The organism is Brevundimonas sanguinis (assembly GCF_029636725.1).
Lineage (GTDB): Bacteria > Pseudomonadota > Alphaproteobacteria > Caulobacterales > Caulobacteraceae > Brevundimonas > Brevundimonas sanguinis.
Genome location: NZ_CP116770.1, coordinates 2,278,658 through 2,302,167 on the forward strand (window position 1 = coordinate 2,278,658; position 23,510 = coordinate 2,302,167).

Annotated in this window: 21 protein-coding genes; 8 read left to right on the top strand and 13 right to left on the bottom strand. The window is 64.2% G+C overall.

Features of this window, described 5'->3' with window-relative positions:
• Positions 1 to 93: 93 nt before the first annotated feature.
• Genes benD through PIB44_RS11375 form a run of 7 tightly spaced genes read right to left on the bottom strand, consistent with a single transcriptional unit; the run spans position 94 to position 6,243 of the window.
• A complete protein-coding gene (gene benD, locus PIB44_RS11345; protein WP_278069455.1) occupies positions 94 to 870 on the bottom strand; it encodes a benzoate diol dehydrogenase BenD in 777 nt (258 codons plus the stop codon).
• Complete coding sequence (gene benC / locus PIB44_RS11350; RefSeq protein WP_278069456.1) at positions 867 to 1,895, bottom strand: benzoate 1,2-dioxygenase electron transfer component BenC; 1,029 nt, start codon at positions 1,893 to 1,895, stop codon at positions 867 to 869. The genes benD and benC overlap by 4 nt, the downstream gene beginning before the upstream one ends.
• 18 nt (positions 1,896 to 1,913) lie before the next feature.
• On the bottom strand, positions 1,914 to 2,420 hold the full coding sequence (benB, locus tag PIB44_RS11355; protein WP_278069457.1) for a benzoate 1,2-dioxygenase small subunit: 507 nt from the start codon (positions 2,418 to 2,420) through the stop codon (positions 1,914 to 1,916).
• On the bottom strand, positions 2,417 to 3,778 hold the full coding sequence (locus PIB44_RS11360) for a Rieske 2Fe-2S domain-containing protein (RefSeq protein WP_278069458.1): 1,362 nt from the start codon (positions 3,776 to 3,778) through the stop codon (positions 2,417 to 2,419). Before PIB44_RS11360 ends, benB begins: the two co-directional genes overlap by 4 nt.
• Positions 3,779 to 3,807: 29 nt before the next feature.
• A complete protein-coding gene (locus PIB44_RS11365) occupies positions 3,808 to 4,698 on the bottom strand; it encodes a dioxygenase family protein (RefSeq protein ID WP_278069459.1) in 891 nt (296 codons plus the stop codon).
• A gap of 59 nt (positions 4,699 to 4,757) precedes the next feature.
• Positions 4,758 to 5,048 carry a muconolactone Delta-isomerase gene (gene catC / locus PIB44_RS11370; protein ID WP_278069460.1) on the bottom strand — a complete coding sequence of 97 codons (291 nt, stop codon included), beginning with the start codon at positions 5,046 to 5,048 and terminating at the stop codon, positions 4,758 to 4,760.
• 4 nt (positions 5,049 to 5,052) lie between these two features.
• Positions 5,053 to 6,243: a muconate/chloromuconate family cycloisomerase gene (locus PIB44_RS11375; protein ID WP_278069461.1), complete on the bottom strand. Its 1,191-nt coding sequence runs from the start codon at positions 6,241 to 6,243 to the stop codon at positions 5,053 to 5,055.
• A 175-nt stretch (positions 6,244 to 6,418) separates the two neighbouring features.
• On the opposite strand from PIB44_RS11375, the gene PIB44_RS11380 reads away from it, so the two are divergent.
• The 3 genes from PIB44_RS11380 to PIB44_RS11390 all read left to right on the top strand — a co-directional run bounded on the left by PIB44_RS11380 (position 6,419) and on the right by PIB44_RS11390 (position 9,043).
• Positions 6,419 to 7,354 (top strand): LysR family transcriptional regulator, encoded by a 936-nt coding sequence (locus PIB44_RS11380; RefSeq protein ID WP_278069462.1) that lies wholly within the window; start codon positions 6,419 to 6,421, stop codon positions 7,352 to 7,354.
• Positions 7,355 to 7,481: 127 nt separating this feature from the next.
• The gene (locus PIB44_RS11385; RefSeq protein ID WP_278069463.1) at positions 7,482 to 7,790 is read left to right on the top strand and encodes a helix-turn-helix domain-containing protein; all 309 of its coding nucleotides are present in this window, start codon (positions 7,482 to 7,484) and stop codon (positions 7,788 to 7,790) included.
• Positions 7,787 to 9,043: a type II toxin-antitoxin system HipA family toxin gene (locus PIB44_RS11390; protein WP_278069464.1), complete on the top strand. Its 1,257-nt coding sequence runs from the start codon at positions 7,787 to 7,789 to the stop codon at positions 9,041 to 9,043. The genes PIB44_RS11385 and PIB44_RS11390 overlap by 4 nt, the downstream gene beginning before the upstream one ends.
• Positions 9,044 to 9,960: 917 nt before the next feature.
• Here PIB44_RS11390 and PIB44_RS11395 read toward each other — a convergent pair.
• Genes PIB44_RS11395 through PIB44_RS11410 form a run of 4 tightly spaced genes read right to left on the bottom strand, consistent with a single transcriptional unit; the run spans position 9,961 to position 16,128 of the window.
• Positions 9,961 to 11,292, bottom strand: a complete 1,332-nt coding sequence (locus PIB44_RS11395; protein ID WP_278069465.1) for a spinster family MFS transporter — start codon at positions 11,290 to 11,292, stop codon at positions 9,961 to 9,963.
• Between the two features lie 55 nt (positions 11,293 to 11,347).
• On the bottom strand, positions 11,348 to 12,277 hold the full coding sequence (locus PIB44_RS11400; protein WP_278069466.1) for an NAD(P)H-dependent flavin oxidoreductase: 930 nt from the start codon (positions 12,275 to 12,277) through the stop codon (positions 11,348 to 11,350).
• The gene (locus tag PIB44_RS11405) at positions 12,274 to 13,974 is read right to left on the bottom strand and encodes a class I adenylate-forming enzyme family protein (RefSeq protein WP_138141650.1); all 1,701 of its coding nucleotides are present in this window, start codon (positions 13,972 to 13,974) and stop codon (positions 12,274 to 12,276) included. Before PIB44_RS11405 ends, PIB44_RS11400 begins: the two co-directional genes overlap by 4 nt.
• A gap of 42 nt (positions 13,975 to 14,016) precedes the next feature.
• Positions 14,017 to 16,128, bottom strand: coding sequence for a TonB-dependent receptor (locus tag PIB44_RS11410; RefSeq protein WP_167493328.1), 2,112 nt, complete (start codon positions 16,126 to 16,128; stop codon positions 14,017 to 14,019).
• Positions 16,129 to 16,457: 329 nt separating this feature from the next.
• Between PIB44_RS11410 and PIB44_RS11415 the strand changes: the two genes are divergently transcribed.
• From PIB44_RS11415 to PIB44_RS11435, 5 genes are all read left to right on the top strand, one after another.
• A complete protein-coding gene (locus tag PIB44_RS11415; RefSeq protein ID WP_278069467.1) occupies positions 16,458 to 16,934 on the top strand; it encodes a MaoC family dehydratase in 477 nt (158 codons plus the stop codon).
• Between the two features lie 72 nt (positions 16,935 to 17,006).
• Positions 17,007 to 18,500 (top strand): carotenoid oxygenase family protein, encoded by a 1,494-nt coding sequence (locus PIB44_RS11420; RefSeq protein ID WP_167493329.1) that lies wholly within the window; start codon positions 17,007 to 17,009, stop codon positions 18,498 to 18,500.
• Positions 18,497 to 19,711, top strand: a complete 1,215-nt coding sequence (locus tag PIB44_RS11425) for an acetyl-CoA C-acyltransferase (protein WP_167493330.1) — start codon at positions 18,497 to 18,499, stop codon at positions 19,709 to 19,711. The genes PIB44_RS11420 and PIB44_RS11425 overlap by 4 nt, the downstream gene beginning before the upstream one ends.
• Positions 19,708 to 20,520, top strand: a complete 813-nt coding sequence (locus PIB44_RS11430) for an alpha/beta fold hydrolase (protein ID WP_138141655.1) — start codon at positions 19,708 to 19,710, stop codon at positions 20,518 to 20,520. Before PIB44_RS11425 ends, PIB44_RS11430 begins: the two co-directional genes overlap by 4 nt.
• Before the next feature lie 62 nt (positions 20,521 to 20,582).
• On the top strand, positions 20,583 to 21,518 hold the full coding sequence (locus PIB44_RS11435) for a winged helix-turn-helix transcriptional regulator (protein WP_278069468.1): 936 nt from the start codon (positions 20,583 to 20,585) through the stop codon (positions 21,516 to 21,518).
• On the opposite strand, the gene PIB44_RS11440 is transcribed toward PIB44_RS11435, so the two are convergent.
• Positions 21,515 to 22,417, bottom strand: coding sequence for an SDR family NAD(P)-dependent oxidoreductase (locus PIB44_RS11440; RefSeq protein ID WP_138141657.1), 903 nt, complete (start codon positions 22,415 to 22,417; stop codon positions 21,515 to 21,517). The two genes, PIB44_RS11435 and PIB44_RS11440, sit on opposite strands and share 4 nt — an antisense overlap.
• On the bottom strand, positions 22,414 to 23,352 hold the full coding sequence (locus PIB44_RS11445) for a DUF1295 domain-containing protein (protein ID WP_278069469.1): 939 nt from the start codon (positions 23,350 to 23,352) through the stop codon (positions 22,414 to 22,416). The genes PIB44_RS11440 and PIB44_RS11445 overlap by 4 nt, the downstream gene beginning before the upstream one ends.
• Positions 23,353 to 23,510: the final 158 nt, after the last annotated feature.

Sequence of the window (23,510 nt, forward strand, 5' to 3'; positions counted from 1 at the left end):
GGTTCTAACCTTTCTGCACGATCGGGAAGCGGGCGGCGGCCTGACCAACGGCCGAAGCGGCGCCCGTCGAATGGGCTGTTCGCATCGGCGCGCTCATCCCAGATCGCCGCCGGCGACGGGCAGGACGACGCCCGTGATGTAGCTGGCCTCGTCGGAGGCCAGGAACAGGATCGGGGCGATCTGTTCGTCCAGCGTGGCGTAGCGTTTCATGAAGGCCGAGGCCGTGACCTGATCAACGGCCTCGGCCATCCAGGCCTGTTCCTGGGCGGTGTCGCCCTCGGCGTTGCGAGGCGCGCGACGCGGCGGGGCCGAGGTTCCGCCCGGCGCCGTGGCGACGACGCGGACGCCCTGCTCGGCGTATTCCATCGCCAGGCTCTGGGTCAGGGCGTTGATCCCGCCCTTGGCGGCCGAATAAGGCACCCTGCGGATGCCCCGCGTGGCGTTGGAGGACACGTTGACGATCACGCCCCCGCCCTGATCGAGCATGGTTTGCAAGACGGAGTGGCAGCCGTAGAGCGTCGGGAAGAGCGAGCGGCGGATTTCCTGGTCGATCTGGTCCGGCTCGAAGGCCGCGAAAGGGCGCATGCGGATGGCGCCGCCGACGTTGTTGATCAGGATGTCGATCCGGCCGAACGCCTGGACCGCCGCCGCCATCGCCGCAGCCGCGCCTTCATAGGTCTCCAGGTCGCAGCAGAAATGACGGGCCTCGGGTCCGGCCTCGACGGCGACGTCGCTGACGAAATCTGCGCGATCGACCAGGAAGACGCGTCCGCCCTCCGCGGCGATGCGCAGCGCCACGCCCCGGCCGATGCCCTGGGCGGCCCCGGTCACGACCACGGCCTTGCCGGCGAAGCGACCCTGGACGCTCATGCGGCGACCTTCTCGGTCTCGCTCGGCGCGAACTTCTCATAGTGGAAGTGGGCGGGCGTAACACCCTTGTCCCGCAGGAAGAGGCGCACCGCCTCGACCATCGGCGGCGGGCCGCACAGATAGATGTCGCAGTCGCCGGCGTTCAGATGCTCGTCGGCCAGGTGATGGGTGACATAGCCCTTGAGCGGATGCTGGCTGGCGTCGTTGGCGACGCAAGCCGCCCAGGTCAGGGACGGCAGGCGCGATTGCAGCGCCTCCAGTCGGTCGGTCTCGACCATGTCACCGTCGTGGGTCACGCCATAGATCAGGTGGATCGGCTGATCGCTGCCCTGATCCGCCAGCACTTCCAGCATCGACAGCAGGGGCGCCAGACCCGTGCCGCCCGCCAGCATGACGACCGGTCGATCCACGGGCCTCAGGAAGAAGCTGCCGCTGGGACCGAAGAAGGTCATGCGGTCGCCGACCGCCGCCTTGCCGGTCAACCAGCCGCTCATCAGGCCGCCGGGAAGGTTGCGGATCAGGAAGCTGGCCTCGCTGGCCCCCGGCTTGGAGCTGAAGGAGTAGGAGCGGTGCTGGCCGGCGCCCGGCACGCCGAGGTTCACATACTGGCCCGGCAGGAAGTTCAGCGCCGTCGGATTGTCGAGCGCGAGACGCAGAACGATGGTGCTGTCCGACGCTGTCTCCACCGCCGTGATGACGCCCTCATAGGCCGCCGGCTTGACCTTGCAGGCCGTCGACGGGAGCGGCACGGCGATGATGCAGTCGCTGGACGGCGTCATCTGGCAGGTCAGGACGATGCGCTCGTCCGCCTCGGCCTGGGTCAGGGCGTCGTCGATATAGTCGTCGCCCAGATCATAGTCGCCCTGTTCGCAGCGGCATTTGCAGGTGCCGCAGACGCCGTCGGAACAGTCCATCGGCAGGTTGATCTTGTGCCGATAGGCGGCGTCGAGGACTTTCTCGCCGGGATTGCACGCGATGAAACGGGTTTCGCCGTCCTCGAAATTGAGCGCGATGCGGTAAGTCATGTTGAATCCTCCGCTCAATCAGACGTGGTAGATATCGATGATCTGGCGGATGTAGTCGTTCTTCAGAACGATCTTCTTGCGCGTGATCAGCGGTGACGCCCCCCGGACATCCAGGCCGTAGTAGGACGTTCCGAAGAAGGTCAGGGTGTCCTTGTAGCGGTGGCTGAGCGTGAACCAGTTGAAGCGGACATCGAGCTCGCCGTCCCGCTCGGCCGTGATCTCCACATTGGCGATGTTATGGCTGGTGCGCGGCTCGGGCATGCTGGCGCCGGACCGTTCGGTCTTGATGCGGAAGACCCGGTCCTCCAGCCCGTCGCGGCTGGGGTAGTAGATCAGCGAGATATGCTGCTGAGGGTCCTCGACCAGTTGATCGTCGTCGTCCCAGGCCGGCATCCAGTATTCAACCTGGGGCGAATAGAGGGCGAGCCACTCGTCCCACTGACGGTCGTCGAGCAGGCGCGCCTCGCGATAAAGGAAGGTCTCGACCTCGGCGCGCGTCAGGCTGCGGTTCAGGATCGCGGTCATGCGGCGTCCTCCAGCACCGGCTTGGACGCGGCCTCGCGATCCAGAGCGGCGATCAGGGTCTGAGCCCAGTATTCGTGCTGACGCACGAACAGGCCCTCGTCCTCGCTGCGGTTGCCGCTGATCAGCGGCTCCAGCCCCATGGCCTTGGCGTTGTCGTCGGCGCCTTCGACCCAGTGGACGGCGCCGCGGCTGAGGTCGTTCCACAGCCCGCCCGCGCCGGCATAGGCGGTCTGGCAGGCGCGGAATTCCTCGAGGTCATCGGGCGTTCCCATGCCGCTGACGTTGAAGAAGTCCTCGTACTGGCGGATGCGCAGGGCGCGTTCCGCCGCCGCTTCGCCCTTGGGCGCGAAGCAGTAGATGCTGACCTCGGTCCGATCGACGCTGATCGGTCGAACGACGCGGATCTGGGTCGAGAACTGGTCCATCAGATAGACGTTCGGATAGAGGCCGAGATTGCGCGTCTGGCCCACGATCAGATCGGCCTTCGCCTTGCCCAGGCGCTGCTCCAGTTCCTCGCGGTGAGCGTAAACCGGGCGCACTTCCGGGTTGAGCGTGTCGGTCCATAAAAGGATGTGGCCGTTGTCGAAGCCGTAAACCCCGCCGACGCTCTTGGACCAGCCGTTGGCGTCCACGGTGCGGGTGCCTTCGGCCTCATAGTTGCGATGGCTCATGGTCGCCGAGTAGTTCCAGTGCACGGCGCTGACGTGATAGCCGTCGGCGCCGTTCTCCATCTGCAGCTTCCAGTTGCCGTCATAGACGTAGGTGGAGCTGCCGCGCAGCACCTCCAGTCCGTCGGCGGCCTGGTCGACGATCTGGTCGATGATCACGCGGGTCGAGCCTAGGTGCTCCGCCAGCGGCTTCACATCAGGATTGACGCTGCCGAACAGGAAGCCGCGATAGTTCTCGAACCGGGCGACGCGCGTCAGGTCGTGGGAGCCGTCGGTGTTGAAGCTCTCCGGATAGTCGCCGGTCTTGCCGTCCTTCACCTTCAGAAGCTTGCCCGTATTGCTGAAGGTCCAGCCATGGAAAGGGCACGTGAAGCTGCCCTTGTTGCCGTGCTTGCGCCGGCACAGGGTGGCGCCGCGGTGGGCGCAGGCGTTGATCACCGCGTGCAGTTCGCCGCCCTTGTCGCGCGTGACCACGACCGGCTGGCGGCCGATCCAGGTGGTGAAATAGTCGTTCGGCGCCGGGATCTGGCTCTCGTGGGCCAGAAAGACCCAGTTGCCCTCGAAGATGTGCGTCATCTCCAGGTCGAACAGGGCGGGGTCGGTGAAGACGTCGCGGCGGCACCGGAACACGCCCTGTTCCGGGTTTTCGACGACGGCGGTTTCCAGGCGTTCGCGCAGGGTCTGCGTCATTGTTGGTTTCCTCCTCTGGTCGGCCGCTTTCAGGCGACGGCGCGCGCCCGCTCGGACAGGACCTGGTCGCTCTCGCCGACCGCCTTCTGCAGTTCGAAGTCAAACGCGACGGTCACGGTGTCGCCCTGGCGGTTCGGCATGGGCAGAAGCCCTTCCCGGGTCGCGAAGGCGAAGTCGTCGTTGGCGAAGGGGTCGTCGCCGAAATTGATCTGGGTGGTCAGCTGCCGATAGCCCGGCGCCTCGATGAAGAAGTGGACGTGGGCCGGACGCTTGCCGTGACGCCCGACGGCCTCCATCAGCCGTTCCGTCGCGCCCTGCGGGGGCACGGCGTAGCCTTCCGGCATCTTGGAGTGGAAGGCGTAGGCGCCGTCGGCGCCGAGCTTGATCCGCGCCCGGTTGTTGAACGGCGTCTGCTCCGTGGTCGGATCGAAGTGGGAGTACCAACCCTTCGAGTTCGCATGCCAGACGTGGAGGATCGCGTCCTGCACCGGCTCGCCGTCGGGGCCCTTGACGGTGCCGTACATGCGCAGCGTCGAGGTGTCGTCGGCGTCCTTGGACAGGTTGACGTCGCTCTCCACCAGCGGCGCCCCGGCGACATACAGCGGACCTTCGATGGTGCGCGGCGTTCCGCCGGCGCGGCCGACCTCGGCGTCCTTGGCGTCCAGATACAGGTCCATGAAGTGCTCAAGGCCCGTGCCGGGGACCAGCAGGCCGAACTCGGGCGCGGCGCCGGACAGGTAGTTCACCCCGCCCCAGAACTCGTCTTCGCTGATGTCGTAGCGGACGATGACCTCGGCCATGGCCTGGGTGAGATCGCGAACGATGGCCTTCAGGCGGGCGTCGCCGCCTTCGCGATCAAAGCCGGCTGCGCGGTCGAGCAGGGCCTGAACAGGAGCGGATTTGACGAAATCGGTGTGCATTCGAAGGTCTCCCTTGGGAATATGGCGCCGCTGTTCAGCGGTCGTTCTTGTCTGTGAGGTCAGCGGTCGTCGTCGTGGAGCGACGACGGATGGCGACAGAGCGCCGTCACCTTCATCGTCATGAAGGGATAGAGCGGCAGGGCGATCAGCAGATCGTGGAGCGCGGCGTTCGACTCGACGTCAAAGATGCTGACGTTCGAATACTGGCCGACGACGCGCCAGATATGACGCCAGACGCCAGACGCCTGGAGTTCCTGAAAGCGAGCCCTCTCCGCCGCCTTCAACGCCGCCGCTTCGGCCGTGTCGAAGGTCAGCGGGATGTCGACGTTCATTTCGACCATGAACAGCATCGTCTCAGGCTCCCTTGGCGGCTGCGGAGCCGGCGACGACGGACAACCGTCGCGCGCCGTCGCGCCGGAAATGGTTCAACCGATCTTCGTCGAGGGCTACGCCCAGGCCCGGCCCCGTCGGGATCGCCAGTTCGAAATCGGCGTAGCGGAGCGGCTCCTCGAGGATTTCCTCGGTGATCAGCAGCGGACCGAACAGTTCGGTGCCCCAGTCGAGATGCGGGAAGCTGGCGAACACATGCGCCGAGGCGACCGTGCTGACGGCGCCCTCCAGCATGGTTCCGCCGTAGAGGCCGATCCCGGCCGCGTCGGCGATGGCGCCGACCTGGCCCGCGGCCATCAGCCCTCCGGACTGAAGAAGCTTGACCGCGAAAATGTCGGCGGCATGCCGCTGCGCCAGGTCGAAGGCGCTCGCCGGTCCCTGCAGCACCTCATCGGCCATGATCGGCAGAATGCCCCGGGCGGTCAGCCGCGCCAGCGCCGCGATCTGGGCCACCGGTTGCTCCACCATGTCGCAGCCCGCGTCGCGCAGACCCGAGAGCCCCCGCACCGCGTCGGTCTCGTTCCAGGCCATGTTGACGTCGACCCGGATGCTGGCCCGGTCGCCCAGGGCCTTCTTGATCTCGGCCACGTGGGCGACGTCCGCCTCCACGCTCTGGCGGCCGATCTTCAGCTTGAAAACCCGGTGGCGACGGCGCGCCAGCATGGCCTCGGCTTCGTCGATGTCGCGCTTCGTGTCGCCCGACGCCAGGGTCCAGGCGACCGGCAGGGCATCACGCACCCGCCCGCCGCACAACTCCGAAACGGACAGGCCGAAGCGTTTGCCCTGCGCATCCAGCAGCGCCGTCTCGACCGCGCATTTGGCGAAATGATTGCCCTTCACGACGGCGGAGATCGCCCGCATCGTGGCTTGCACCCGGCGCGGATCGCAGCCCATGAGAACCGGCGCGACATAGGTGTCGATCGCCAGCTTCATACCTTCTGGACTCTCGGGTCCGTAGGCGAGCCCGGCGATGGTGGCCGCCTCCCCCACGCCCACGACCCCGTCGGAGGCGTAGAGCCGCACGATCATCAGGGTCTGCCCCTCCATGGTCGCGACGGACAATTTATGCGGCCGGATCGTCGGCAGATCAACGAGGAACGTCTCGATCCGCTCGATCTTCAGGCGGCCATCGGAAGGGTGCGGGGACGACATCATGCCAAGAGAGCTAACCCCCTCGCGGATTGAAATCCAAAACCGATGCGGTCTTCTATTATACCTTTGACACACAGTCGGCCTTGCCGGACGGTCTGACAGATCGCCCGCCAAGGCCTGCTATATTGGTCAGCGGACCCCTTCGTCGCTCGGCGCGGCGCTCGCCAGAGGACGTAAAATGGAACTCAGACAGCTTCGCTATTTCGTCGCCGTCGCCCGTACCCGCAACGTGAGCCGCGCCGCAGAAGAACTGCACATCGCCCAGCCGCCGCTCAGCCGCCAGATCCAGAACCTGGAGGCGGAACTGGGGGTCAAGCTGCTGGATCGCAGCGCCCGTCCGCTCCAGCTGACAGAGGCCGGCCGCTTCTTCCATGAACAGGCGCTGCAAATCCTCGGCCGGCTCGAGCAGTTGAAGGACCAGACCCAGGAGATCGGCGCCACCGGCCGGACCCGCTTCGTCATCGGCTGCGTCGCCTCCAGCCTGTATGGCGGCACGCCCGACCTCATACGCCGGATGCGGGCGCGCTGGCCCCACCTGCAGATTGAAATCCTCGAAATGATGTCGAGCGAGCAGATCATGGCGCTCAAGGAAGGGCGCATCGACCTCGGCTTCGGCCGCGTCCGCCTCACCGATCCCGCCATCCAACGGGTTCGCTTGCGCGAAGAGGCCCTGGTCCTCGCCCTTCCGGCCGAGCATCCGCTCGCCAGCACCAGCGACCCGGTCGAGTGGTCGGTCCTGACTGACGAAACCCTGATCCTCTACCCGTCCCAGCCGCGCCCCAGCTTCGCCGACGAGGTGCTGTCGCTGCTGGCCGACGCCCGCATCTCGCCCGCGGCCACGCGCGAGGTCCGCGAACTCCAGACCGCCATGGGCCTTGTCGCCTCGGGCCTCGGCGTCGCGGTCGTCCCGGCCTCCGCGCACCGCTTGCGCAGCAGCGACGTGGTCTTCCGCCCGATCCAGGACCCCAAGGCCGTCTCGCCCATCATCATGAGCTACCGCGCCAACGACGCCAGCGGCCGGATCGATGAGATCAAGGACCTCATCGAAGAGATGTACGCCGCCAACCCCGCTTGGCTCGCCCTCTCGGAATCCCGCATCAACCTTCGAGGGTAGCCGTCACTGCCGCAAAGGCCAGAGCCGCGCTTTGAATCTGCCCAAGCCCGTTCCGCTCTCGTCTCAAAAGAGGTCAATTCCGGCCCTTTAACTGGATATTCGTCACATAATAGGCCATATTCGGCCCATGCTGTTGACCACGAATGAAATCCTGTCGGATCTCGGACGCGCCGTTCGGCTGCGCCGAATAGCTCAGGGACTGACCCAGGAGGAGGCCTCCAGCCGGGCCGGCGTCGGCTTGCGGACCTGGCGCCGGCTCGAAAGCAATGGTCACGCCACGCTTGAGACCCTGGTCAACGCGGCCGTGGTTCTCCGCTGCGAACAGACCCTGACGACCCTCTTTCCCCTGCCCGCGGCAAACAGTCTGGATGACCTCCTCAAACGCCAGGCCGACGCCGCTCCCCAACGCCGCCGCGCGCCGAGGGCGTCTCGATGAGATTGCCCCGCGGAACCCCGCTGTCCGTCGGCCTGATGCTTGAGGACGCCGCCCCCACCCTGCCCGCGGCCCGCCTCGCCATGGACGCCGGCATCGCTCAGCTGGAATGGTCGTCGGAGATCATCGCGCGCGGTCTGCGTCTCGCGGCTCTGGAGACCTATCCGCCGGAGCGAGGCCTTCAAGCCGCCCGCGGTCGGGCGTTCGGCGGCTTGCATGGCTTCCTGTCCGACAGCCTTCCGGATGGCTGGGGCTATCTTGTCATGCGCCGCCGCCTGGCCAAGCTCGGGGTAGACATCGCGTCCCTGACGCCGCTCGAACGGCTGGCGCTGGTCGGGGAACAGGGGCGCGGCGCCCTGGTCTTCGCGCCCGCCACCGCTCCGGACGATCCGGTGGAAACTCTGGACCTAGACGCCCTGTCCGACGCCGCCACAACCCTTCTGGCCGGAGAGGCTGACGGTCTCGCCGACACTCTCGCCGGGCTTGCCGGCGGGTCCGGCGGGGCGCGTCCGAAAGTCCACGTCGGCTTCGACGCGCAAGGAGCGATCTCGGTCGGGACCCGGGAAAGCCCTCCGGGGTTCGCTCCCTGGATCGTCAAATTCCGCGCGCCCGAGGATCCGGCGGACATCGGGCCGATCGAGGGCGCCTATGGGGATATGGCCAGGGCGGCGGGCCTGACCCTGAGTTCTCATCGCCTGCTGCCTGCGCGAAACGGCCCCGCCTATTTCGCGACGCGCCGGTTCGATCGCCCCGATGGGGGCGGCCGGAGGCATATGGTTTCCCTAGCGGGCGCCCTGGAGGCGCCGGACCGGCCCTCCGTCAGCTACGACACCTTTTTACGCGCGACCCGCGCCATCACACGCCAGACTGACGATGTCGCGGAGGCGTTTCGTCGGATGTTGTTCAACATCCTGGCCTCGAACCGGGACGACCATACCCGACAGCATGCGTACCTCATGGACCCCGCCGGCGACTGGCGACTGTCTCCCGCCTACGACCTGACCTATGCCCCGGGTCCCGGCGGCGAACATTATATGGACGTCGAAGGCGAAGGCCGTCACCCGACCCGGGCTCATGTCGAAACCCTGGGCGAAAGGCATGGATTTGATAGGCGCCGCATCGCGTTGATGATCGAAGAGACCCGCGCGGCGATCGAAACCTGGCCGCGACTGGCAGCCGCCGTCGACGTCAGCCAGGCCTCCTCCGAACTGATCAGAAAGGCGCACGATCGAGTCTGGGCGGAGTTTAAGGCCTGAGGCGGCCTGGAGATCCCGCCTTCAGCACCGCCGATGTCCGCTCAGCGCCGATACCGTTGAAAAAGTCCGGCAGCGCCCCAACACCCGCAAGATTGATGCTTCTCGCGAGATCTCGCTTTAGAAAAATCAATAGCTTAGGGCTTCACGATGTCACCCGGTTGGCCCGAAAAGGTCGATCACGACGGGCTCGCGGATTTTTTCAACAGTATCAGTCAGAAGCGGATCTCAGAGATCCACGAAAGGTCGAGCCTCTCTGCCGCCATCTACCACCGTAGGGCTACGGGTTCGCCCTGTCCCAACCAGACCGCTAAAGTCCCCCTGTCTTCAACGCCAACCCCTCGCCAGAGGCCGCTCTCGCACGCCCTCTTCCCCCTCATTCCCACTCGATTGCGCGAGGCAAATTTAAGCGATTGATTTGTAATCATATCTTCACCACGCATCTCGTTCAAGCCGACGAGAAGTCCGGCAAAATTTAAAATACCTGAAAACATTGATAAAAATATTCTATGTAAAAATCGTGTGATCACGCCACCGTTCGAGGTGTATTGACAACGTCGCAATATATGTTTGCGACATACATCGATCCATAACTCAATCATCCAACACTACCATTGTGCCAGTTCTGTTACGAAATTTTCGTGACCTCGCCTAGCAAAGACATGGGGATTCCTAGCCAGTTCAGCCTGGCATAGCTCGCCACCGCCCAAAAGCCCGGCTCTGCTCCGTCTAGTTTCAATCCGGTTTCGCCGTCGGCTTTCGGCTGATGACGCGACGGACAATGGGTGGGATGTCCCCGACGGGAAAGTCTGGGCCTCCCTTGTGTCAAACGATCATTAGGCGATCCGTTGGTATGATGTCCGTCCGTCTCGTGTTCACCATAGCCTTCGCTGCAATCGTGCTCTTCTGACTACTGCGTCCTAAACTTGAGCGTCATCAGTCCGCAGGGCGAACTTGTCCTTGCCAAGCCATAGCAAGCCAGCGCCGAGAAGGAGAACGAAAGCGCCGACCGCCAGCAACGACAGACCGACCTTGCTCGGATCAACGAACAGGCGGTCGGTCGACAGCCCGACCAGCAGCGGCACTAGGCTGAGCCCCAACAGATTGGCGACAAGCGTATAGAAGGCTCCCGCCTGTCCGCGCAGAGTCGCAGGCGTGAGCTGCTGCAGCGCGGCCCCGGCCGGACCCGCCGTCGCCGCCATGGTGACAATAGCCAGGGCGGCGCCGATGACGCCAAGGATCGGCGACGGCGACAGCACCATCAAGGCGACCGCGCCTAGTTGCGCCACGCAGATCAAGGAGCCAACCCGTAGATAGGCGTCCTTGATCCCACGCTTCAGCCAGGCGTCGGTCAGAACACCACCCGCAATGGCGCCCAGGGGACCCGCCGTCAGCAGGATGACGCCGAGGACGAGCCCCACCTGTCCGATCGACCAGTGATGGTGGCGCAGAAAGAAGGCCGGGGTCCAGATGGCGATTGCGTAGCCGTATCCCGTGTGCATGGCGAAGCCGAAATGGTGGCAGGTCAGCGCCCTCCAATGGCGTCGGGCGTGTTCGACAAAGGAGCCGAAGGTGGCGCCGCGCACAGGCGTCGCTGCGGTTCGCGCCGGTCGGGCTTCGCGCACGAACATCAGCGCCAGAGCCAGGACCAGGCCAGGCACGCCGGCGATCAGGAAGGCCAGGTGCCAACCGGCCAGCGGTTCGCCGTTCCACGGCAAGCTCATCGGCGGCAGGGCGTCCAGCCAGCCGACCAGCTTGCCGCCCAGGATGAAGGCGACGCCCGTGCCCAGATAGATGCCCATGGCGTAGATGGAGAAGGCTCTGGCCCGGCGCTGCGGCTGGAACAGGTCGGCGATCAGGGAATAGGCCACGGGCGCCAGGGCGGCTTCGCCCACGCCCACCATCATGCGGGCGATGAACAGTTCGGTGAAGTTGGTCGCCAGACCGCAGGCCGCCGTGGCCAGGCTCCACAGGATGATGGCGCCGGCCAGCAGTCTGGGTCGGTGCATGCTGTCGACCAGCCGTCCGAAGAACAGTCCGACGACGGTGTAGAAGAAGGCGAAGGCGAAGCCGTACAGCAGGCCGAAATGGGTGTCGGTCAGATGCAGGTCACGACCGATCGGCTCGATCATCATGACCAGGATCTGGCGGTCGAAGAACGACAGCACATAGCCCAGCATCAGCAGGACCAGCACATAGCCTCCGTGACGACCGGAAGGCGGCGCGATCAGTCCATTGTCGGTGATCTGCATTCTCGTCTCCGGGTCTGGATCACGGCCTGGGCCACGTCCGTCAGATTGATTCAGACTATGCCGCCGCGCGGCGCATGCGATGGGCGTTCAGACTGTCGATGAGGTCGTCCACCACCTGTCGAGCCGGGCGAACGGTGCGGATCGCGCCGACCCCCTGCCCCGCAGACCAGATGTCGCGCCACGCCTTGGCGCCCTTATGCGGGTCGTCGAAGTCGATGCGTGACCGTTCGCTGGCCGGGATGGCGTCAGGATCAATCCCCGCCGCCACAATGCTGGGCCTCAACATGCAGTTGGGAATGCCGGTGAAGGCGTCGGTGACGATCAGATCGCGGATATCGGCCTCGACCAGCATGGCCTTGTAAGCGTCCTTGGCCAGGCTTTCCTCGGTGGCGATGAAAGGGGTGCCGACATAGGCGTAGTCCGCCCCCAGCGTCAGCGCCGCGTCGATGGCCGCGCCCGTGCTCAGCCCGCCGCCCAGAACCAGCGGTCCGGACCAGAACTCGCGCACGGCCGGCACGAAGGCGAAGCCCGTGATGGAGCCGGTATGCCCCCCTGCCCCGGCAGCGATCAGCACCAGGCCGTCCACGCCGGACGCCGCCGCCTTGCGGGCGTGTTCCACCGTGCTGACGTCAGCGAAGACCTTGCCGCCATAGGCGTGAACGGCCTCAATCACTTCAGCGGGACTGCCCAGGGCGGTGATCACCAGCGGCGGCTTGTAGCGCACGATCAGCGCCAGATCGTCGGCCAGACGCCGGTTCAACCGATGCACCACCAGATTGACGGCCCAGGCCCCGTCCTGCGGCGTCAGCGCCTCGGTGATCTGCGTCAGCCAGCGATCGAGATCTTCAGAAGTCCGGCAGTTGGCGACCGGGAACGACCCGACCACGCCCGCCTTGCAGGCGGCGATGACTAGTTCGGGGCCTGACACCAGGAACATGGGCGCGGCGATCACAGGCAGGCGCAGGTTGCTGATGATATGGCTCATGCGACTTCCCCTTCATCGGCCATGCGCGACAATTCACGGCGCAGCACCTTATGCATGGCGTTGCGCGGCAGGGCGTCGAGCACCAGCAGGCGCTGGGGCAGCTTGAACACCGCCACCTTCTTGTCTTTCAGAAACTGGATCAAATCCTCCAGCGTCACCGTCTCGCCCTCTCGCGGCGTGACGGCCACGCCGACCTTCTCGCCCAGCCGCGCGTCACGACAGGCGAAGGTCGCCACCTCCTTGAGTTGCGGATGACGGCTGAGAAGTTCGTCCAGCTCCGCAGGCGCGATCTTAAGGCCGCCGCGCACGATGATGTCCTTGCAGCGTCCCACATAGCGGTAATAACGGTTCAGTTCGTCCTCGCCCGCAATCTCGAACAGGTCGCCTGTACGTAGATAGCCTTCCCCATCGAAGGCGGCTTTGGTCTGGTCTGGGCGTCCGAAATAGCCGGCGAAGATCGACGGGCTGCGCATCCGCAGTTCACCGGACCGCCCCGGCACGTCAACCGCCTCGCCGGTTTCCAGATCAATCAGCCGCGCCTGAATCTGCGTCGATTGCGGGATGCTGGCCCAGGTGAACTGGTGACTGCCCAGACGCGGAAAATAGCTGCCTCGGTGCGAAGCGTCTGGCATCTCGCGCGCCGAACTCAATAGGCTGGTACCCTCATTGGCGCCGAAGAAGTTGACGATTTCGACGCCGTAGTCAGCCTCCATCCGCTCGATAGCCCAGCTGGGGATGACCGCCGAACCCGTGCCCATCACCCTCAGGCTGCTGATGTCGGCATCCGCCGCCACAGCGGGATCCTTGAGCAGGGAGAGAAAGAAGGCCGGCGGCATGAAGGTCGCCTGCACCCGCTCATCACGAATCTGCTCCAGCGCTAGACCGATATCGAGCGGCGAATGCATGACCAGGGTGCCGCCGCCCATCAGCCACGGCATGACGCTGCCGCCGATCGCCGCCATATTGACCAGGGGCCGGGTGTTCAGGATCACGTCGTCGGGCCGCAACTGGGCGGAATCGATCATGATCTGGCCGGTCCAGGCCCAGTTGTTGTGGGTGCGCATCGCCCCCTTGGGTTCCCCTTCGGTGCCAGAGGTCCAGCAGACGGTGAAGACGTCGTCGGCCACAGCCCGCCCGTCTTCACGATGAACGGTCGCCAGCGCTCCGGCAGCCGCGGCGTCGGCTTCGAACCAGTCGGCCGCCTCGGGTTGATCCAGAACCACGACCGGACACCCCGTCTCTTCGCACACCACGCGCGCCGCTACGGACAGATCGCGGCGCTTGAACCGCGACACGGTGATGAACACCCGAGGTTTCAGCAGGGCCACGATGGGACGCAGCTCATTCTCGTCGAACTGAGGCAGGACCGGGCTGCAGATGGCCCCCAGACGCGCGCAGGCCAGCAGGATGATCACCGGGTCCATGGTGTTGGGCAGTTGGTAGATCACCACGTCGTCACGGCGCACGCCCAGCAAGGCCATCCGCCCGGCCGCTGCATCGATGGCGGCGTCCAAGCCCGCCCAGTCGAGACGCCGGGGTTCGCCGCCTGTGAACTCAGACCGATTGGGCGGATCCACCAACGCCAACCGCTGCGGATGGGCAGCAGCGGCGATGCGGACCCGATCATCCAGGGTCACATCGCCCCACCATCCCTTAACCCGGTATTCGGCGACCAGGTCAGCGTCGTGTGCAATCACTCTACAAACTCCATCGCTCAGGGCCAGCGGACCGCATGCGCGTCAATAGGTCCAGGTCAGGGTCGCGCCGAAGGTTCGCGGCGGAGCAAACCGCGCAAAACCGGTGTTGGCTGAAACGATGATGTGCGTCGGATACTCCTCATCCGTAAGGTTCTTGCCCCACAGAGAGACTTTCCAATCAGCGTTCAAAGCGATCAGTTCGGCGCTGGCGTCGAAGATGTTGGTGGCCTTGACCAGTCCCGGCGCCGTGTTCTCCGTATTGTAGAAATAGTCGCTGGTGTAGCGATAAGAACCATGCAGCCCCAGATCGAAATCGGCCGACAAGGACTGAGTATGGTCGACGTTCAGGCTGAGTGTGTGTTCCGGCGAACGCGAGAAGCGGTTTCCGTTCACATTCAACGTTCCGACCATGACATCGTCAGTGATCTCCGTGTCCAGGAAACCGTAGGCCAGCGACACATTCGTCTGATCGGTGAGCGCGAGATTGGCCTCCAGTTCGATGCCCGCATTGACCGCGCTGCCGGCATTCACCAAAGCGCCGACCGGCACCAACTGACCCGGCAAAGCCGTCAGGGTGAATATCTGCAGATCAGTGTAGTCCATATAGAACGCCGAAGCATTGAGGATCAGGCGGCGATCCAGCCAGGCGGTCTTGGCGCCGATCTCATAGTTGGTGACGTATTCAGGGTCTGTGGCCACGCTCGAAGCCGCCAGACTGGTCGGCTGCCCGTCCCAGCCGCCGCTCTTAAAACCACGCGAGACCGTGCCGTAGATCATACGGTCCGGCGTCGCATGATAGCTCAGCGTTACACGCGGGGTGACGGCGTCCCAGCTCTTGTCCTCATCCACTGCCCAGGGCAGCCCTGGGAAGCGGTTGCCGCTGATCAGAGCCTTGTAGGACTTGTCGTCCTTGCTCCAGCGCAGACCGACGCCAAACTCCCACTGATCGTTGAACCGATAGGTGCCGTCCGCGAAGACAGCGTAGCTGGTAGCACTGGACTCAGCATCCTGGATGTTGACTTGGTCAATCGGGCTGGCGGCGGCGAAAATGACCGTCTCTTCACGGCGATCAACCTCTTCATGGAAGAAGAACAAGCCGGCGACATAGCTGAAGGCGCCGATGGTGTTTCCCAAGCGGAACTCCTGAGAATACTGATCCGCCGATTCCTTGATGGCGTTGGAGTTGCCGAACGGGGCCGTGATCGCGCCCGGAACACGCGAGAAGCGGTTGCCGCCGAGATCCAGAGCGATATCCGCGTCATTGGTGCGGTAGGCGGTGATGGAGGTCACGGCGCCGACAGGGCTGTCCCACTCCAGGCGGGCGGACATGCCGGAGGTGTCAGTGTCCTGACGGCCGTCATCGACGAGATAGTTGTGACGCGCGTCCGGCCCGGCCGCAGCCGCAAAGGCCAGGTTGCCGATGTTGATGGCGTGCCGGTTCGCTCCGGCTCCGCGACGACGATAGCTGTCGGCGCTCAGCACCAGGTTGACCGTATCAGACACATCGATGTCCAGAGCCCCCCGCAAGGCCACGCTGGACAGATCATCCACATCGTTTCCCGTGTTCAGATTGACGTTGTAACCGTCGTGATTGCGCGTCGCGACAGAGAAGCGTCCGGCCACCGCGTCTGTCAGCGGCCCGGACACCACGGCGCGGGCTTCCAGGGTGTTGTAATTGCCGATTGTCGCCGACAGGCGGGCCAGCGGCGACTGTGTCGGACGGGCGCTAATGAAGTTCAGGGCGCCGCCGACGGTGTTCTTGCCATAGAGGGTGCCCTGCGGTCCGCGCAGGACCTCGACACGATCCAGATCGAACAGGTCGGCTGTGCCGCCTGAAGCGCGGCCCAGATAGACGTCATCGACGAAAATGGCCACCGAACGCTCCAACGAAGCACCGTCGAAATCCGACCCAATCCCGCGAATTCGGATCTGCGGATCAGAAGCGTTGTGCTCGCTGTAGACCAGCGTCGGCACCCGGCCCTGAAAATCTTCAACGGATTGGATGCGGCTCGCCTCCAGTTGCTCCGCGCCAAGCGCCGATACAGACAGGGGCACGTCCTGCAGCCGTTGTGACCGGCGCTGCGCCGTGACGATGATATCGGAAACGTTGGTCACCGCAGGACCGACCGGCTCTGAGGCCACTTCCTGGGCCATCGCAGGACTTAGCCCGACGGAAGACAAGGCAAGCACCAGGACAGAGGCCGAAGCCAGAGTGTCTCGTCTACGCATTTTCTCTCCCTCGCGGCGATCATGTCGCCGTCAATTCCGATCGGTCGATCCCGCGCATGGACGCCACGCAGTCCGCCAACTTCTTTTATCGAAGTCAGACTAGGCTCATTTTGTTTTCCTTGTAAAGCAGGCTAGAAAGTTGAAGCTTACGACAACCAAAATTACAAATTAACTATCTGAAAAATAATAGATTTAAGCGAACTTCGCACCTCTGGGCGGCGTTCGGATTATCTAGAAGCTGGAAATTATCTCTAATGAAGCGGTTGCCCAACACGCCCCCCAGATTGCTTTTCCCAGATCAGCTGCCCGCCCTGGCCGGAACTGAATTGGGGCGGTCGGCTTGGCATGAAATTCCGCAGGCTTTGATCGATGACTTCGCCGCAATTAACGGTGACGATCAATGGATTCATGTCGATACGGCCCGCGCCGATCGAGAACGCGGCGGCACAATCGCCCACGCCTTTCTGGTCTTATCCCTAATGTCGGCCATGACTCGAGAAATCGCCCGATACCAGGGGATATCGCACGGTTTCAACTACGGTTTCGATCAACTACGCTTCACCTCCCCCGTGCCATGCGGCGCACGCATCCGCCTGATCGAGACCCTGGCTTCCGTAGAGCGCCGTCAAGCCGGACTCCTGGTTCGACGCAACTGCGTGGTGGAGATCGAAAACCAGGAACGTCCCGCAGTCGTCTGCGACTGGTTGATCCTGCTGGTGACCGCCGCTTGACACCCGCCCCGTCACGTTGAACTATTGTTATTGAAGCGGATGAACCGCAAATCAGCCAGACGAGCAGAAATCGTGACCACGTCCGTCATTGAGAATACCTACCGCATCACAGCGGAAGAAGAGGGAAACGACTATCTGGCGGGGATCTTCCGTCCGGTGGAGCACGAGATCACGGCTACCGACATGGCAGTCATAGGTGAAATTCCGCTCGATCTGGACGGCACCTACATCCGCAACGGCCACAACCCCATCCTGCAACCCCAGAGCGGTCGGTATCACTGGTTCGACGGTGACTCGATGGTGCACAGCACCGCCTTCAAGGATGGCAAGGCGGTCTATCGCAACCGCATGGTGCTAACCGCCGGCCTGCTCAGCGAACTGGAGGCGGGTCGCGGCCTCTTCCCCGGCCTGCGCGATGGTTTTGAGGCTGAGGAGGGTCTGAAGAACAATTCGGGCACCGACGTCGTCCTGCACAACGGCGAGTTCAAGACCATGTTCTCGCGGTGCGGCCAGCCCTATCGTCTGGACCCTGAAACCCTGGCCACCATCGGTCCTGACACCTTCGGCGGCGAATGGACCAAGGGCGTGTCAGCCCACTCCAAGGTCGATGAACGCACGGGCGAGCTGATCTTCTTCAACTACAGCTTCAACACCGCCCCCTTCATGGAATACGGCGTGGTCGGCGCCGACGGCGTCCTGCTCCATTCCACCGAGATCGAGCTGCCAGGCCCGCGCCTGCCGCACGACTGCTGGCTGACCGAAAACTACACGGTGCTGCACGACTACCCGGTCTATTGGGATCCCGAACTGCTGAAGCAGCGCAAGAAGAAGCTGACGTTCAACCGCGACCTGCCCAGCCGCTACGGCGTCATTCCCCGGCACGGTTCCGGCGATCAGATCCGCTGGTTCGAGGGCTCGCCCGGCTACATGCTGCATACGGTTAATGCCTGGGAGGATGGCGACGAGATCGTCGCTTATGGCTATCTGCAGCATGAGCCGGTTCCGACCGTTCCGGCTGGCACCCCCCGGGTCAAGACGCCGAACTATTTCCTGTCGTTCGTCTACACCCAACCCCGGCTGACCGAGTTCCGCTTCAACCTGAAGACCGGCGCCTGCACCGAACGGCAGGTGGATGATGAATGCTTCGAAATGCCGGGCATCAACAACCGCTTCATGGGTCTGAAGACCCGCTACTCCTACAACACCCGCGTCGCCGACATCCCCTTTTTCCTGGCCCAAGGCATCCAGAAGTTCGACTACGAACTAATGGCCGAGGTCGCCCGCTATGAGTTGCCGGACGGCAAATACATGGGCCAGCCCGTGTTCGCGGCCCGCACCGGCGGGGTCGAGGAGGACGACGGCTATCTGGTCGCCTACGTCGCCGACGCCGACAGCGCCGAGGTCTACATCTGGGACGCCCGCGCCATCGACAAGGGGCCGGTCGCGCGCGTGCTGCTGCCGCAGCGTGTCCCCGGCGGATCGCACGCCTACTGGGCACGCGGCGAAGACATCCGCCAAGGCCGCGCACGACGCGCCCGGCTGGAAGCAACGGAGATGGGATCGTGAACACCTATCTGATCGATGCGGTGCGGGCGCCGCGCGGCAAGGGCCGCGAAGGCGGCGGTCTGAACGCCCTTCGGCCTGTCGACATCCTCAAACAGTTGTTCGACGCCTTGATTGCGCGCACCGGTCTTTCGCCCGACGTGGTTCAGGAGATCGTCCTGGGCTGCGTCACCCAGACCGGAGACCAGGGCGGCAACATCGCCCAGACGGCGGCGCTCTACGCCGGATGGGAGCAGGCGGGATCGGCGACCACGATCAACAGCCTGTGCAGTTCGGGTTTGACCGCCTGCGGGATCATCACGGCCAAGATCCAGGCCGGCTTTGGCGACACCTATGTGGCGGGCGGCGTCGAATGCATGTCGCGCGTGCCCATGGCGTCAGACAATGGGCCCCTGACCGCCGATCGCGAGGTTTCTGCGCGCATTCCCTTCATCCCCAACCCGATCATCGCCGACGTCATCGCCGCTCTTGAGGGCTTCTCGCGCGAAGACATCGAAGCCTATGCGATCGCCTCGCATCACAAGGCCGCGGCGGCCACCCGCGAGGGCCGGTTCGCCCATTCCCTCATTCCCATCGTCGGCGCCGACGGCGCTGTGGCGCTGGACGCCGATGAGTGCATCCGTCCAGGCGCCTCGGCCGAAGACATGGCCAGGCTAGCCCCCCTCAACGACCCCGAACGGTCCGGCCGTTTTATCGAGCGGATGCGCCAGGACGTGCCCGGTATCGGCCCCGTCACTCCCGTGCACAGCGCGGGCGCCGCTCCAGCCATGGTCGACGGCGCCTCTCTTGCGATCCTGGCCAGCGAAGACGGAGCGCGCCGTCTGGGCCGCGGCGTGCGGGCGCGCATCATCTCGCATGGCGCTGACCGAGGCCCCGCCGTCATGGGCCTGACCGGCGGTATCGCAGCCGCCAAGACCGCTCTGGCCCGAGCGGGCATGACCTCGGCCGATATCGACCTGTGGGAAATCAATGAGGGCTTCGCCGCCACGGTCATGAAGTTTGCACGCGACCTCTCGATCCCCGCTGACCGAATGAACGTCAACGGCGGCGGCATCGCCATGGGGCACGCTATGGGCGCCACCGGCGTCAACCTGCTGAGCACGATCGTCGACGAACTGGAACGACGCGACCTCAACACCGGCCTGATCGCAATTTCGGGCGCCGTCGGCATCGGCGGCGCCCTGATCGTCGAACGCGCCGCTCTGAACAGATGAAGGACACCATCGAGATGAACACCCGCCTGCCTGACCACAGCGTCACCGGAGACGGCGACGTCACCGTCTTCATGCTGCACGGCGCCTTTGGCGCTAAGGAATATTGGCGCAACCAGATCAAAGCCCTGTCCGACGCCGGTTATCGCGTCGTGGCCTGGGATGCGCCCGGCTACGGCGTCAGCCCCCTGCCTGCCGACTTCAGCGTACAGACGGCGGCGGAGGCCTGCGCCCGCCTCATCGACGCCCAAGGTGGAGATCGCAATGTCCTTTTGGGCCACAGCATGGGCGGGATGATCGCCCAACGCGCCTTCGACCTGCGCACCGACCGGATCGACGGCCTGATCCTCTCGGCCACCAGCGCCGCCTTCGGACGCAGCGAAGGCGAATGGCAACAAGCTTTCGTGCGTGACCGCGTCGCTCCGCTCGACGCCGGCCAGACCATTCCCGAATATGCGCCCAAAATGCTGCGCGACATGATGGCTCCGGGCGCCGGCGGCCCCATCGTCGAACTGATGATCGATGTCGTCTCCCAGATGCGCGAGGAGACTTTCCGCGCCGCCATCCAGGCCATCACCCAGTTCGATGGACGCGACATCCTGCCCAAGATGGCGACCCGGCCCGTGCTGTGCATCGCAGGAGAACACGACCTGAACGCCGCACCTCCTGCCGTCATGGAGAAGCTGGCGGGCAAGATCGGCGGCGAATACGTCTGTATGCCCGATGTCGGCCATTTCGGCTGGGCTGAGCAGCCTGAACGCTTCAATGCCCTGGTGCTGGACTTCCTCATGCGCCGCCTGCAACCGGCCTGAACCGTAAAGACTGGCTGAATCCTGCCTCTCTCAGCTAGACAGGGGCAGGAGACAGGCTTCGAATGACCGACCCTTATACCGCACGCCGCAGCTCGGTCTTATCGACGCTCGACATTATCGGCGATCGCTGGATGCTGATGCTGATCGAGGCGATGTTCGCCGGGGTCGATAGCTGGAGCGATCTGATCGCCCTGTTGCACGTCTCACCTTCAACCCTATCCAAACGGTTGAGCCAGTTGATCGAGGCGGGCTGCGCGGAGAAGGTGTCGGCTAGCAAGCGCGGCGGCGGCTATCGGCTGACCGAAAAGGGAATCGCCATGTTCCCCATCTTCGCCGCTAGCGACGAATGGCGGCTGGCATGGGACAATCCCGACCAGACAGTTCAGCCGATGTGGATCCATAAATGCGGCCAGCCCCTGCGCTCACGTTCGGTGTGCGGACGGTGCGAGCGAGACGTGACCCTTGAAGGCGTCACCTATCGTGAAGGCCCCGGTGCCGGGCCCTCTGTGGCGGCCGAGGGGCGTCGCTTTCGCAACTCCCGTTCAGGCGCTGACGATGTCAGAGGGGGCGAAGACAAGCCCAGTCGCTTCCTTCAGGCCATGGGAGACCGTCGGGCCGCCCAGCTTCTGGCCGCCTTCTTCATGGGTTGCCACCGCTTCGATGAGTTCGAGACGCACACAGGCCTGCACCCCGCGATCCTGTCGGATCGATTGCGCAAGTTCCAACTTCTCGGCCTGGCCCATACGCGGCTGTATCAGGAAAGGCCGGACCGCTACCTTTACAGCCTATCCGCCCCGGCCCGCGCCATCTTCACCATCACCGTGCAGATGATGCACTGGGGCGATCGCTTCATTCATGCGCCGGGCGAAGAGCCTCTGATCCTCACCCACAAAGCCTGCGGCGAGCGGCTCCAGGCTGTGGTGCGTTGCAGTTGCTGCGCTCAGCCGGTCCAACACGCTGACGTCACGCCCGCGCGCCTTCCCGGCAATCAGAACTAATCCAGCGGCGCGCGAGGCTCCAGGCCCGCCTCGACCAGCAAGGTGTCAAACGCCTGGTTCGAACTGCTGAACGACCGCCCGGGCGTCGTCGCCAGATCAGACATGAGGGCGGCGAAGCTTCCCTCATCCCCTTCCCGGCTGGGCGTCTCCACCGGCCCCGCGCGACGGAAGCGGCCGCCCCCGGCGACGATGACCTCGCCGTTGATCGTGCAGTCCTGACTGGACAGCCAGGCGACTAACGGAACCACCTTGTCAGGCGTGAACCGCTCGGCCACATCGGATCGCATATAACCCTCCGTCATCTGCGACAGGGCGTAGGGCGACACGGCGTTGGCCAGGATTCCGTTGCGCGCCCCTTCCGCCGCCAGCGTCCGCGTCAGGCTCTCGACCGCCGCCTTGGATGCGCCATAGGCCGACAGGCCGTGCTGGCCGAAACGCCCGGCGCTGGAGGTCGTGGTTACGATCCGACCATAGCCCACCTCTCGAAACAGCGGCCAAGCCGCGTGCAGCAGGTTCAGCGTGCCTAGAAAGCCGACATTGAACACATGGCGAAAGGTCGCCAGATCCGTCTTGTTGAACCCCGCCGCCTGAGGCGCTGCGGCGTTGGCGACGACGATGTCCAGCCGTCCGAACGTGTCCAGCGCATCACGAACCATGACCAGGCCGGAGTCTTCGGCTTCAACCGAGCCAAAGTTGGCCACCGCCCGTCCGCCCGCCGCCTTGATCGCCTCGGCCGTCGACCAGGCCGAGGTCTCTTCGGTGCTTTCGCCTGCATGGCGGCGGTTGTTGACCACCACAGCCGCGCCTCGCGCCGCCAGACCCAAGGCGTAGGCCCTTCCCAACCCCTTGCCGGCGCCGGTGACGATGGCCACACGGCCGCTCAAGTCGACGCCGCTCATGACCGGCCGCCAAACGGCAGGCGGGGGAACATCCGGGGCACCCGGCGAGCGTAATCGTCATAGTCAGGACGGGTCTTACGCATATGGCGTTCATTACCGGGCGCGGCCGATCCATAGCCCATGAACCAGTAGACGTAGATTGGGCTGAACAGCGTCAACCAACCCCACGGGTGCTGAAGCGCAAACAGAAAATAGCCAAACCACATCATGCCCTCACCGAAATAGTTTGGGTGACGAGTGAGGCTCCACAAGCCCTTCTGCATGGTCCGGCCACGGTTGGCGGGATTGACCTTGAACTGTTTCAGCTGCCAGTCGCCGACCGCCTGGAACAGGAAACCAATGAGCCACACCCCCGCGCCGATCAGGTCAGTCACGGACAGATCGCCCGATGGCGCCGCCATCGCGAAGGCGAATGGCGCACACCAAGCCCATAGGATCATCCCCTGCAAGGCATAAACCGCAAAGAAGCTCCAGCTGAACCATCGTTTGGCGTAGCGGCGACGCAGGCTGGCGTAAGGTTCTTGCTCGACCTTGAAGTTGGTCCGAGCCGCGTGGGACACCAGCCGCACACACCACAAGGCCACCAACCCCATCAGCAGCAGACTGTGCGGACTGGCGCCCGAGACCGACTGGCTGAACGCAAAACCCGCCATACCAAGGACCATCAGGGGATAGGCGATGTCCATCAAGCTGTGATTTCGCAGCAAAGTCCCCGCCAGCCACGCGGCAAGACACAGGGCCAGCAACACGCCCCCGCTCATCAACAGGATGGAAGTCGCCGCCGCCATTCCCGGCGGTGCCCAAGCCGCAGCTATGAATGGCGCAGCGATCAGGGCGATATGGATGTAGTGCCATCGCCGCGCTCGGAAGTCCGTTGGAATACTGAACAGCCACGCAACCGCCAACAACCCAGCCACCGCGATCAGAACGCCCATAACCCGCCCCCTTCAAATTTCTTTAAAGAAGCTATCTTCCAAAATTGTTAGCCGTCAATGATATATTACGCTATCTGGATGAAATACCATTATGGAACTTACTTGCAAATCGGGAGCAGCCACCAGCGCCTAACGTTTATACAGATGCTGCGGGTCTC